Source organism: Pseudomonas sp. S3_A09 (genome assembly GCF_054668065.1).
Map to the genome: position 1 here is coordinate 5,353,660 of NZ_CP162752.1, position 12,380 is coordinate 5,366,039.

Sequence of the window (12,380 nt, forward strand, 5' to 3'; positions counted from 1 at the left end):
GCTAACCCCAAAGGGAGTCAATGTCATGCACGCACTCATCGTTGTTGCTCATCACGACCCGCAATCCCTCACCCATAGCGTGGCTGCGCAGGTGTCAGCCGGCCTTACTGCATCGGGCCACACCTTCGAAATCGCCGACATTGCCGCGGAAGGTTTCGACCCGCGCTACGCCGCCGCCGATCACTTAGTGCACCGTACCCGCGCCACGCCTCCGGCCGACGTGTTGGCCGAACAGGCCCGCATCGACCGCGCCGATGCGCTGGTGCTGGCATTCCCGATTTATTGGTGGTCGCTGCCGGGCCTGCTCAAGGGCTGGATCGACCGCGTCTTCGTCAACGGCTGGGCCATCGATTACGGCCCCGACACCCCGGTGGTGAAAAAGCTGCGGCACTTGCGGGTGCATCTGCTGGCGCTGGGTGCAGCGGACGCCGATGCGTTTGATCGACACGGCTACGCCAACGCGATGCGCACGCAAATTGACTACGGGATCTTTGATTACTGTGGCGCGCAGGTGGTGACGTCGGCGTTGTTGCTGGAGTCGGAAAGCGGCGCGGCGCAGGCGCATCTGGACGAGGCCAGGGCCTTGGGCAAAGGGCTGTTCGAAACCGAAACCGTGGCGGGTTGATTCAACCTTCGCGAAACAGGTCGTGGGCGTCAAGCAGGCGGTAGGCGATTTCCGGACGTTTCTCCATGCCCCGGCGGATGGCTGCCGGGATGGATTGGCGGGTCTTGCGGCACATGCCCGGCAGCTCGTCGATCACGATCTGGATACCGCGCATGCTCTTGACCTCGGTATGGCCGGGGGCCACGTGCACGCGGATGCCTAAAAGTTCGTACATCCGCTGCTGCATGTGCTCCAGGTCTTGCAGGCTCTTGAGGTCTTCCAGCCGGTCGAGCAGTTTTTTCTCTTCCTGGCGTGTCAGGTTGAGAATGCGCAGGTCGGCACCAGGCGCTTGCAGCAGTTGCTCGCGGTCGCAGACGCAGGCGCCGGGTGGGCAGGGTTGGCGAATTGTCATGTGCAGTGCCTCCCCATTCCGACGCCACCCCTTTAATAGCTCAACTGAACCCCAAGACTGCCCAAGGCCTTCCAGTATTCAGGATAGGTCTTCGCGACGCAGTCCGGGTCCTGGATGCGGATCCCCGCGACTTTCAACCCCGCCAGCGCAAAGCACATGGCGATGCGGTGGTCGGCGTGGGTGTCGATCAGCGCGTTGCACGAGGTGCCGGCCAGGGCCGGATCGCTGGCCACCAGCAGGTCGTCGCCTTCGATGGTCGCCAGGCCCGGGCGGATCTCGTTCAGGCCGTCATGCAGGGCCTGGACGCGGTCGCACTCCTTGACCCGTAGGTTGGCCAGCTCGGTAAAGCGCACCGGGGTGTTGTTGAACGCGGCAAGTACCGCCAGGGTCGGGATGGCGTCCTGCATCTGCGAGCCGACGACCGTGGCTTGCATGTTTGGAAACTGCGCGATCACGGCCTGGGCCTTGGCATCCGGCTGGGTGAAATCCTGGGCGGCCACGCCGATGTCGATGCGGCCACCGGTCAACACTTCAGCGGCCCACAGGTAGGTCGCGGCGGAGGCGTCGGGTTCGATCAGGTAGTCGTGGGCGGTGTAGCCGGTGGGGGCCACGCGCCAGGTGGTGTCGTCGACCGCTTCAACCTGGGCACCGAAGGCGCGCATGCAGTCCAGGGTCAGGTCCACATAGCCACGGGCACCGATGTCCTTGCCGGTCAACGCCACTTCAATCGGCGCTTCGCCACAGGCCGCGAGCATCAGCAGGGCCGATACGTATTGGCTGGACAGGCCGCCGTCGATCTCGAAACGCTTGGCCTTGATCTTGCCGACGCCGTGTACGGTGACCGGTGGGCAGCCGGTGGGGCTGTCGACCAGGATGCCGTTCTGGCCGAGGGTTGCCAGCAGCGGGCCGATCGGGCGTTTTTGCATGTAGTCATCGCCGTCCAGCACCACGGTGCCTTCCACGGTGGCGACGGCAGCGGTGAGGAAGCGCATGGCGGTGCCGGCGTTGCCGAGGAACAGTGGTTGCGACGGCAGTTGCAGTTTGCCTTGGCCGGTGACGACGAAGGTGGTGTCGTCCGGCTCGTCGATGGTTACACCCATCTGGCGCAGGGCTACGGACATGTGGCGGGTGTCGTCGCTCTTGAGCGCGCCGCTGAGGCGGCTGGTGCCGTTGGCCAGCGCGGCAAGCAGCAGGGCGCGGTTGGTAATGGATTTGGAGCCGGGGGGCGCGACCTTGCCATTGAGGGGGAAGTTGGGCGGTGTAACGGTCACGGTTTTCTGCGAACTCAAGGTACAAGGCTCCTGATTCAAGGCAAGGTGGAACGGAGTGGCCGACGGGCGGACTGGAATAATCGGGCATAGACGCCGTGCTTGTCGAGCTTGGGGTCGTGGCCGCTGATATTTACTCGGTGTATGTGGGAACTGGCGTGCCTGCGATGCAGGCGCCTCGCTCCCTCTGATACGCCCAGCAGTCCTTTACCGCTTCGCCAACCAATACGCGTGCAGTGCTCGTGCTGCCGGTTCGAGTTCGCTGACGCGTTGCTGGTGTGCTTGCACGTCCAGGTCGGCGGGCAGTTCGAAGTTGTCTTGTTCGGCGCACCAGGAGATTTTTTCCAGCAGTGCTGCCTGTTCTGCCGGCAGTGCCGGCCAGTTGCCGATGGCCGCGCCGCGGATGTAGCCAAAACACCATTCTTCGGCCAGGGTCACGTTCTGGCCCTGGTGTTCGGTTTCGTCGAAGCGAGCCTTGAAGCCCTGGGCATCGGTGGCCAGTTGGCTTGCCAGGGTGTTGATGTGGCGCACGCACAGTTCGAGGAAGGTTTGCGCTTCATCCATGTTGTCCCACTCCGGGTTCTGGCCGCCCCAGATCGCCGGGAACCACTCAGCCACATCCACCTGCGCCGGGCTGGACACCAAGGCGGTGAAGTAGCCGTCGAGTTCGGCCAGGTTCAGCACCGAATGGTCGTCGCCGTACTTGAGCAGGGTGTTTTCGATGAACTCGAATTCGGCAGGGGTGAGGGGGTGGGCGTGCATGGGCATATCCTTTAAACGTCGAGCGCCGCGAATGGGGCGGCCTAAAGCGCGAAGGATGGCGTGTGTGCCGGGTTTTATCCAGCATTTTGCAGGGTTTTTACCAGCGCCGTTGGCACAGCTTGCTCACACACATCGAACCCACCACGGCCAGGATGATCGGTACCAGGAAGTCGTGGTCGATTCGGGTGAACTCCGCCACCAGCACAATCGCGGTCAACGGCATGCTCATGCTGGCGGCCAGGAATGCCGCCGCGCCGATGATCGCAAACGCGCCCAAGGGAACGCCGGGCCACGCCAGGCTCCAGGCGCCGCCGAGGATGATTGCCAGTAACGCGCCATTGGCGAGGCCGGGGGTAAGCAAGCCGCCTTCGGCCCCGGCGCGCAGGCTGCTGGTGGTGATCAGCACTTTGACCACCAGCAATAAAGCCGCCAGGCCGATGCTTAACTCGTTGTCGAAACCCAACTGCGCAGGGCCTTTGCCATTGCCGAGGATTTGCGGCAATACCATCGCCAAGCCGCCGATGATGGTGAAGTTGATCAATGCCAGCACCGGCAAGCGCCAGCCTCTTGCAGCCTGTGCCCGCGCCTTGCCGGTGAGCCGGGTGAAAGCGTACGCAGCCACGCCGAATAGCGGGCCGCAAACCACCGCCCAAGCGATCAATTCAGGGCTCAATACGAAGTTCGGGACCTCATATTGTAATTGCGCACCCAGCCCGATCCACGCCACCGAGGCCGCAATCGCCGAGGTCGCCAGCGCAATCACCGCCGCTGGCCAACTGAACGCGCCCACCAGTACTTCCAGCACAAACACCGCGCCACCCAGCGGCACGTTGTAGACCGCCGCCAGACCCGCCCCGGCGCCGCAGGCGACGAGCAGGCGATGCATCTGTGGGTCGAGTCGCGCCCGCAGGGACAACCAGGTGGCGGCCAATGCCCCGATTTCCCGCGGTGCCACTTCACGGCCCAGCGGCGAACCCAGCGCCACGGTGATGATCTGCAGCACGGCGTGGGCGAGGGTGGTCTTGGGCGGCATGATCGGCATCTTTTCCGCGACAGCTTGCTTGATGCTCACCAGCGGCCGGCCATAGCGATAAATTGCCCACCAGCCCAATCCCGCCACCAGGCCGCACACCACCAGCACCAGCAGACGCCGCTCGGGCGCAGCCGCCGTGACGCCCAGCAAGAACGTTTCATGGCTGACCAGGCTGTCGAGACTATAGCCGTAGGCCAGGTGCTGAATACCGTGCAGGAGCAATGCCAGCAGCATCCCGCCCAACCCGGCACCGATACCGGTCAATACGACCACCAGGGCCAGGATCAAGGTTGAGCGAAACGTAGTCGGCATAGGCGGCTCCAGGCAATGGCCCTGATTGTATAGCCGATAAATCGGCCGCCTTGGGTGAAATGTATCGGTGCTGCATGAAGTGATCACTCACAACATTCCATCACATTGGCCTGTCCCGTTTTTGGCCGATGTGCCGTGACGTTCCCTTGTTATAGTTCGGGCCTTATCACTCGCCAGTCAGGGATCACTGCCATGTCCGAATACCACGCTTTTGTCGTCGAACTCATCGGCAACGTTGCCCATGTGCAGATCAACCGCCCGGAAAAGATCAACGCGATGAACGCCGCGTTCTGGACCGAGATCATCGACATCTTCCAATGGATCGAGGACACCGACGCCGTGCGCGCCGTGGTGCTTAGCGGTGCAGGCAAGCATTTTTCCTCCGGCATCGACCTGATGATGCTGGCCTCGGTGGCCAACGAGTTCGGCAAGGACGTGGGCCGCAATGCGCGCCTGCTGCGCCGCAAGATCCTTGAACTGCAAGCCTCGTTCAATGCCGTCGATAACTGCCGCAAGCCGGTGCTGGCGGCGGTCCAGGGTTACTGCATCGGCGGCGCCATCGACCTGATCAGCGCCTGCGACATGCGCTACGCCGCCGAGGGCGCGCAATTTTCCATCAAGGAAATCGACATTGGCATGGCCGCCGACGTCGGCACCTTGCAGCGCCTGCCGCGCATCATCGGCGACGGCATGCTGCGCGAACTTGCCTACACGGGCCGCCAGTTTGGCGCTGAAGAGGCGCGCAGCATCGGCCTGGTCAATCGCGTCTATCCCGATCAGGACAGCCTGTTGGCCGGCGTCATGGAAATCGCCCATGAAATCGCCGTCAAGTCGCCGATAGCCGTCACCGGCACCAAGGCCATGATCAGCTACATGCGTGACCATACAGTCAATGATGGTCTGGAATACGTTGCCACCTGGAACGCGGCTATGTTGCAATCCAACGACCTGCGCGTGGCCATCGCGGCCCACATGAGTAAGCAGAAACCCGAATTCGTGGATTGACTGACATGACCCCAGGCTGGATTACCACAACGTTGCTGGACAACGACACCCCCGGTGGCTGGGCCGTCGCCCGCAGCCGCGAGGGCTTTTTACACGACACCAATGGCCCCTTGTTTCCCCGGGAGTGGCTCAAGCGCCAGGACCTCTCGGTGTTCGCCGAACACGGCATTGGCCACCTTGATGGCGAACCGGTGTACCTGCTGGAACTCGATGCCCCTGCTGAAGTACCGGGCTGCGGCTGGCAGGGTCTGCGCGGCTTCATGCTGCAAGGCGACCACACGCTTTACAAAGTGCTGGGGTATGCGGCACAGATCGGTACCTGGGCGCGTGAACACAGGTTTTGTGGGCGTTGCGGCCAGGCCATGGTCCAGGTGCCACGCGAGCGGGCGATGTATTGCGAGGCCTGCGACTTGCGCAGCTACCCACGGATCTCGCCGAGCATGATCGTGCTGGTGACCCGTGGCGACGAGATCCTGCTGGCGCGTTCGCCACGTTTTGTCACGGGGGTGTACAGCACGCTGGCGGGTTTTGCCGAGCCGGGCGAGTCGGCCGAAGACTGTCTGATCCGCGAGGTACGCGAAGAAGTGCAGGTAGAGGTCAAGAATATCCAGTACATGGGCAGCCAATGCTGGCCGTTCCCTCATTCGATGATGCTGGGCTTCCATGCCGAGTACGCCGGTGGTGACATCGTGCCCCAGGCGGACGAAATCGAGGACGCGCAGTGGTTCAACATCCACGACCTGCCGCCGTTGCCGGCCTCTCGCTCGATTGCGCGTTACTTGATCGACCTCTACCTGGCCCGTCGACTAGGCCACGCTGAACCAGTGCTGCCAGGCTAGGCGCACTGTCAGGCCAAGGACCACGGTGATAAACACCGGGCGAATGAATTTGGCGCCGCCGCTGATCGCGCTGCGTGCGCCAAAGAACGCGCCGCACATTACCGAGATGCCCATGGCCAGGCCGACGATCCAGTCCACCGAGCCGTTGATGATAAACACCGTCAGCGCCGCCGCGTTGCTGACGAAGTTCATGCTGCGCGCCACGCCGCTGGCTTTCACCAGGTCGATGGGGTGCAGCAGCATCGTGCTGACGGTCCAGAACGCCCCGGTTCCGGGGCCGGCCACGCCGTCGTAGAAGCCCAGGCTGAAGCCCTGGGTGGATTGCCATTTCTTCTTGATCGGCGCATCGGCGTCCAGCGGTGCCTTGGGCGTGCCGCCAAACAGCAGGTACACGCCACAGGCGAACACGATCACCGGCAGCATCTTGTTCAGGGTTTCGGCGGGCAGGTAGTGGGCGACTACGGCGCCGGTGAGGGCGCCGACCAGCGTGCCGACGATGGCATGCACCCACTGGCGCGGATGGAACAGCTTGCGGCGATAAAAGGTGAAGCTGGCGGTGGCCGAGCCGAAGGTGGAACTGAGCTTGTTGGTGCCCAGCACCAAGTGCGGTGGCATACCGGCGGTGAGCAGCGCAGGGGTGGTGAGCAAACCGCCACCGCCGGCGATGGCGTCGATGAAGCCGGCGATAAAGGCGACAACGGCCAGGATGGCGAGGGTGGTGAGGTCTACGCTGAGTTCGAAGGGCATGGGCTGGGCTTATGATTGGCAGGGCGCTAAGCGAAAGGCCGCCATCTTACTCGCCAGCTAGACGCAAATCCAAATGTGGGAGCGGGCTTGCACGCGAATGCGGTGTATCAGTACCCGATGTACCAACTGACACTCAGCATTCGCGAGCAAGCCCGCTCCCACATCTTCAACTGCGATCAACCGTGACGTTTTTCGATCCATTCCAGCGCCGTGCGCCAGATACAAATCCCCAGGAAGTAAGCCGACATTAACGACCACAGCCCGAACGTCCACGGGTTGGTATTCGGGTAATCCACCACCATCAAAAAGCTGCACAGCAGCCAGATCGTGGTCACCGCGATATTGATCGGCATGAAACGCTTCACCCGGAACGGGTGCAGGAATTTCATCGGCGTCACGGTCAGCAGGGCCAGGCCGATCACCGTCAGCAAGGTGACCCAGGCTTCCGGCTGGATGATATAGACGCACAAGGCCACCACATTCCACGCGGCGGGGAAGCCCACGAAGTAGTTGTCCTTGCTTTTCATGTTGACGTTGCAGAAGCAGAACAGCGACGACACCAGGATCACCGACACCGCAAACAGGTGGGTGAAGTCCGGCAGGTCGATGTAGCGGTAGATGAACAACGCTGGAATGAATACGTAGGTGAGGTAATCAATCACCAGGTCGAGCACCGAACCGTCGAAGCTCGGCAAAACCGTGCTGACATTCACGCGTCGCGCCAGTGAACCGTCGACACCGTCCACCACCAACGCCAGGCCCAGCCACAACAGGCAGGCCTTGGGTGAGTTTTCCAGCAGCGCCAGGGTAGCCAGAAAGGCCAATACCACACCGGTGGCGGTAAAGCCGTGGGCGCCCCAGGCTTTGAGTCTGGCTACATGCAGGGTCGATATCACGGGCGGTTCTCCAAAAGGTGAAACGGGGCAGCCGACAACGTGACGCCGTCGAGTCTGGCCGGGGAATGCAGGTATCGACCGGGAAGGGGGTAAGAAGGTTCACCACCCCGGCGTATCACTTAGCGTAGCAAGCGTAGGACGTTTCGGCATCAGCCCTGGCGGAACACCAGCGCCTTTAAGCCACTTTGCACATCAATGTCAGGAAATTCCGGCGGGTTTTGTAGCCGTTCAACAAAATGCAGGCCCGGAGCCTCGCGGGTGACACCGTCGATCAGGAAGTCTTCACCAAAGGCCGGATCGTTCATGCAAGCCAATACAGTGCCTTGTGGTGCAAGCAGGTCCGGCAGGCGGCGCAGCACGCGCTGGTAGTCCTTGGTCAGCAGGAAACTGCCTTTCTGGAACGAGGGTGGGTCGATGATCACCAGGTCATAGGGGCCGCTATGGGTGACTTTGGCCCAGGACTTGAACAGGTCGTGGCCCAGGAAACTGACTCTGCTCAGGTCATGACCATTCAGGCGATGGTTGTCACGGCCACGGCTCAAGGCACCACGCGCCATGTCCAGGTTCACTACGTGGTCCGCGCCACCTTCGATGGCCGCCACGGAAAACCCGCAGGTATAGGCAAACAGGTTGAGCACGCGCTGGCCCTTGGCCTGCTCGCGCACCCAGTTGCGGCCGTAGCGCATGTCGAGGAACAGCCCGCTGTTCTGTTTTTTACCCAGGTCGATCAGGTAGCGCAGACCGCCTTCAGTAATGGTCAGCTCGTCGACAGGGTTGCCCGCCAGCCATTCAGTGGTGCTTTGCGGCAGGTAGCGGTGTTGCAGGGCGACGGTGTACGTACCGAACTCGGTTTGCAGCAGCTGTTTCAGGGCGTCCAGTTGTGCAGCGTCCGGCTCCTTGAACAACGCCACCAACAGCACGCCTTGCAACCAGTCCACCGTCAGTTGCTCCAGGCCCGGCCAGCAGCGGCCACGGCCGTGGAACAGGCGACGGGTTTCAGCCGGTGGGTTCGCCAGGGCGGTGAGCAGGTGAGTGTGCAGGGTGGCGAGTACGTCTGGGGTCATCGTTAAGCGTCGGTCGTTGAGCGGGCGGCATTTTAAACACAATTGCGGGCTTTCGTCCTGCTGGAGCATAACGTGCTGGTAAAACGAAGCCTGGGAGTGATTCATGCTCAAAATTCAACGGTGAACGCCTGATAACAGGCAAAAAATCCTCCAGCACCGACATAAACTGGAAAAAAACGCCGGAGGTGCCCATGAACGGTTTCACGAATGCGGTGATTGATCAGCAAGAGTTGGATGAGTGGCGCGACGCCCTGGCTTCCCTGGTCACCCACGCCGGCCCCGTGCGGGCGCGCCAGATCCTCGACCTGCTGGCTCAAGACGCCAGTGCTGCGCACATCGACTGGAAACCCCGCCACGGCACGCCCTATATCAATAGCATCAGCGTGGCGCAGCAACCGGCATTCCCCGGCGACCTTGCTACCGAAGAACGTTTGGCCTCGCTGGTACGCTGGAACGCCTTGGCCATGGTGGTGCGCGCCAACCAGGCCTACGGCGAGCTGGGTGGCCATATCGCCAGTTACGCCAGTGCGGCGGACTTGTTCGAAGTGGGTTTCAACCACTTTTTCCGCGCGCGCAACGAAGGGTTTGGCGGCGACCTGGTGTTCTATCAGCCGCATTCCGCGCCGGGCATCTACGCGCGGGCGTTCCTTGAAGGGCGCTTGAGCGAGCACGACCTGGCCCACTATCGACAGGAAATAGGCGGGTCCGCGCATGGCGCACGCGGCCTGTCCAGCTACCCGCACCCGTGGTTGATGCCGGACTTCTGGCAGTTTCCCACCGGATCCATGGGCATCGGCCCCATCAGTTCGATCTTCCAGGCGCGTTTCATGCGCTACTTGCAGCATCGCAACTTGCAGGACACCCGCGACCGCCACGTCTGGGGCGTCTTCGGCGATGGCGAGATGGACGAGCCGGAAAGCATGTCGGCCCTGACCCTGGCCGCCCGCGAAGGCCTGGACAACTTGACCTGGGTGGTCAACTGCAACCTGCAACGCCTCGACGGCCCAGTGCGCGGCAATGGGCGAATCATCGATGAGCTGGAAGCCTTGTTCGCCGGCGCGGGCTGGAACGTGATCAAGCTGGTGTGGGGCTCGGACTGGGATGCGTTGCTGGCCAATGACGCTGACGGTTCGCTGGTCAACACCTTGTCCAACACCGTCGACGGTCAATTCCAGACCTTCGCCGCCAAGGACGGTGCCTACAACCGTGAACACTTCTTCGGCCAGAGCGAATCCCTGGCCCGGCTGGTCGAGGGCATGAGCGATGAGCAGATCGACCGTCTCAAGCGTGGCGGCCACGACATGGTCAAGATCCACGCGGCCTATCACGCCGCACGTCGGGTCAAAGGCAAACCCACGGTGATTCTGGCCCAGACCAAGAAAGGCTTCGGCATGGGCGAGGCCGGGCAGGGCAAGATGACCACTCACCAGCAGAAGAAGTTGGACCGTGATGCGTTGATCGCCTTCCGCAATAGCTTCCAGTTGCCGCTGACCGATGAACAGACCGAATCACTGAGCTTCTTCAAACCGGCCGAGGACAGCCTGGAGTTGCGCTATCTGCACCAGCGCCGCACTGCGTTGGGCGGCTACGTGCCCCGTCGCAGTCAGGGCGCCAGCCCGGTCGGCGTGCCGGCGGTTTCGGCATACGCCGGCTTCGCCACGGCCGCCGACGGCAAGGAAATGTCCACCACCATGGCCTTCGTGCGCATGTTGACCAACCTGCTCAAGGATAAAGCCCTGGGCCCACGTATCGTGCCTATCGTGGCCGATGAAGCGCGGACATTCGGCATGGCCAACCTGTTCAAGCAGATCGGCATTTATTCAAGCGTCGGTCAACGCTACGAGCCGGAGGACATTGGCTCGATCCTCAGCTACCGCGAAGCCACTGACGGGCAGATCCTGGAGGAAGGTATCAGTGAGGCCAGCGCCATCAGTTCCTGGGTCGCGGCGGCGACCAGCTATTCGGTGCATGGCCTGCGCATGTTGCCGTTCTACATCTATTACTCGATGTTCGGCTTCCAGCGCGTCGGCGACCTGATCTGGGCCGCCGCCGACCAACGCGCCCGTGGCTTCCTGCTGGGTGCCACCGCCGGACGCACCACCCTGGGGGGCGAAGGCTTGCAGCACCAGGACGGCAGCAGCCACCTCACCGCTGCCACCGTGCCCAATTGCCGTGCCTACGACCCGGCGTTCGCCGGGGAATTCGCGGTGATCCTCGATCACGGCATGCGCCAGATGCTGGAGCAGGATGTGGACGAGTTCTACTACGTGACCCTGATGAACGAAAACTATCCGCAGCCGAGCCTGCCGGAAGGGGTTGAAGCGGCGATCATCAAGGGCATGTATCGCCTGCAAGGCGCGGCCGGTGCCCAGGTGCGCCTGCTCGGGTCGGGCACGCTGGTGCGCGAAGCCCAGGCAGCGGCACAGTTGCTGGCGGACGATTGGCAGGTGGCGAGCGAGGTGTTCAGCGTCACCAGTTTCAGCGAGCTGGCGCGGGATGCGCGGGAGGTGGAACGGTGGAACCGCTTGCACCCGCAGGCAGTGGCGCGGGTCAGCCATGTGAATGAATGCTTGCCCCACGGCGCGCCGGTGATTGCGGTGTCCGACTATGTGCGGGCAGTGCCGCAGATGATTGGCTCTTACTTGGGTTCCCGCTACACCGTACTGGGTACGGACGGCTTTGGGCGCAGCGATACGCGGGCGGCGCTGCGGGATTTTTTTGAGGTGGATCGCCATCACCTGGTGCTGGCAGCGCTGACGGCGTTGGCGGAGCAAGGCAGCCTGGCGCCGCAAGTGTGTCAGCAGGCGATTGAGCGCTACGGCCTGCAGGCGGAACGCGACGCTTCCTGGAACGCCTGAACCCGTAAAAGCCCGGCTTGCCGGCGATGGCGTCCGTAAGGTCGCCATCGCCGGCAAGCCGGCTCCCACCGTGTTTTTCAGAGCGTGGCGATCAGGGCGGGGCCAAACGCTTCCTTCAGGAAACCTGGGGCGATGTACCGCTCGTAATGCGCCTCTGACAGCAGGAAAAACTCCCGGTCAATCGCATCCCGAAGATCCGCCAGGCTGCGTTCGCGAAACTCTGGCAGCAATGCCAGCCCATACGCATCCAGCTTGGAAATCACCCGCGCACCCCGTGCAATCAGCTGGTACGCCCAGCAATACGGTGACTGGTGCGGGACGAAACGGATCTTGCGGTTCTCCAGTTGCTGACGCAGCAGGTGCGCATCAAACACCTCCAGCTTGCTGGCCATCACCTGCACCAGCAATTGCTCCAGGCGCAGCCACACCGCCTGTTTCTCGTCGGCGTTGTAGCCGTTCCACTGGATCACTTCATGGTGATAACGCTTGCAGCCCCGGCAGACCAAGTCCCCGTAAACGGTGGAACACAAGCCGACGCAGGGCGTCTTGATGGTTTGATTGGGCATAAAAACTATTTAAC

The 12,380-nt window shown here is 62.4% G+C and carries 12 protein-coding genes; 4 read left to right on the top strand and 8 right to left on the bottom strand.

The genetic code is table 11. The features are described from left to right. The first annotated feature begins 25 nt into the window (after nt 1–25). The gene (locus tag AB4N92_RS24935) at nt 26–625 is read left to right on the top strand and encodes an NAD(P)H-dependent oxidoreductase (RefSeq protein WP_236267210.1); all 600 of its coding nucleotides are present in this window, start codon (nt 26–28) and stop codon (nt 623–625) included. A gap of 1 nt (nt 626) precedes the next feature. On the opposite strand, the gene AB4N92_RS24940 is transcribed toward AB4N92_RS24935, so the two are convergent. The 4 genes from AB4N92_RS24940 to AB4N92_RS24955 form a co-directional block, all read right to left on the bottom strand. Further along, the gene (locus AB4N92_RS24940) at nt 627–1,016 is read right to left on the bottom strand and encodes a hypothetical protein (RefSeq protein WP_010210708.1); all 390 of its coding nucleotides are present in this window, start codon (nt 1,014–1,016) and stop codon (nt 627–629) included. A gap of 32 nt (nt 1,017–1,048) precedes the next feature. Beyond that, the gene (locus AB4N92_RS24945) at nt 1,049–2,305 is read right to left on the bottom strand and encodes a 3-phosphoshikimate 1-carboxyvinyltransferase (RefSeq protein ID WP_010210707.1); all 1,257 of its coding nucleotides are present in this window, start codon (nt 2,303–2,305) and stop codon (nt 1,049–1,051) included. A 186-nt stretch (nt 2,306–2,491) separates the two neighbouring features. Continuing rightward, a complete protein-coding gene (locus AB4N92_RS24950; protein WP_460128530.1) occupies nt 2,492–3,046 on the bottom strand; it encodes a UPF0149 family protein in 555 nt (184 codons plus the stop codon). A gap of 97 nt (nt 3,047–3,143) precedes the next feature. Next, nucleotides 3,144–4,391, bottom strand: a complete 1,248-nt coding sequence (locus AB4N92_RS24955; protein ID WP_044287070.1) for a chloride channel protein — start codon at nt 4,389–4,391, stop codon at nt 3,144–3,146. A 192-nt stretch (nt 4,392–4,583) separates the two neighbouring features. Here AB4N92_RS24955 and AB4N92_RS24960 point away from each other — a divergent pair, with 192 nt between their 5' ends. Next, nucleotides 4,584–5,396, top strand: a complete 813-nt coding sequence (locus AB4N92_RS24960) for a crotonase/enoyl-CoA hydratase family protein (protein ID WP_137206272.1) — start codon at nt 4,584–4,586, stop codon at nt 5,394–5,396. Nucleotides 5,397–5,401: 5 nt separating this feature from the next. Next, entirely contained in the window at nt 5,402–6,235 is an 834-nt protein-coding gene (gene nudC / locus AB4N92_RS24965; protein ID WP_137206270.1) for an NAD(+) diphosphatase, read from the top strand. Here nudC and AB4N92_RS24970 read toward each other — a convergent pair. The 3 genes from AB4N92_RS24970 to AB4N92_RS24980 form a co-directional block, all read right to left on the bottom strand. After that, nucleotides 6,203–6,982, bottom strand: a complete 780-nt coding sequence (locus AB4N92_RS24970) for a TSUP family transporter (RefSeq protein WP_044287071.1) — start codon at nt 6,980–6,982, stop codon at nt 6,203–6,205. The genes nudC and AB4N92_RS24970 overlap by 33 nt on opposite strands. 176 nt (nt 6,983–7,158) lie before the next feature. Continuing rightward, the gene (pcsA, locus tag AB4N92_RS24975; protein ID WP_010210698.1) at nt 7,159–7,878 is read right to left on the bottom strand and encodes a phosphatidylcholine synthase; all 720 of its coding nucleotides are present in this window, start codon (nt 7,876–7,878) and stop codon (nt 7,159–7,161) included. 149 nt (nt 7,879–8,027) lie between these two features. Beyond that, nucleotides 8,028–8,942 (bottom strand): class I SAM-dependent methyltransferase, encoded by a 915-nt coding sequence (locus AB4N92_RS24980; protein WP_236267209.1) that lies wholly within the window; start codon nt 8,940–8,942, stop codon nt 8,028–8,030. A gap of 191 nt (nt 8,943–9,133) precedes the next feature. Between AB4N92_RS24980 and mdeB the strand changes: the two genes are divergently transcribed. Next, entirely contained in the window at nt 9,134–11,800 is a 2,667-nt protein-coding gene (mdeB, locus tag AB4N92_RS24985) for an alpha-ketoglutarate dehydrogenase (RefSeq protein ID WP_236267208.1), read from the top strand. 77 nt (nt 11,801–11,877) lie between these two features. Here the strand turns inward: mdeB and AB4N92_RS24990 are convergent, their stop codons facing one another. Then, a complete protein-coding gene (locus AB4N92_RS24990) occupies nt 11,878–12,366 on the bottom strand; it encodes a DUF1289 domain-containing protein (RefSeq protein WP_044287074.1) in 489 nt (162 codons plus the stop codon). Nucleotides 12,367–12,380: the final 14 nt, after the last annotated feature.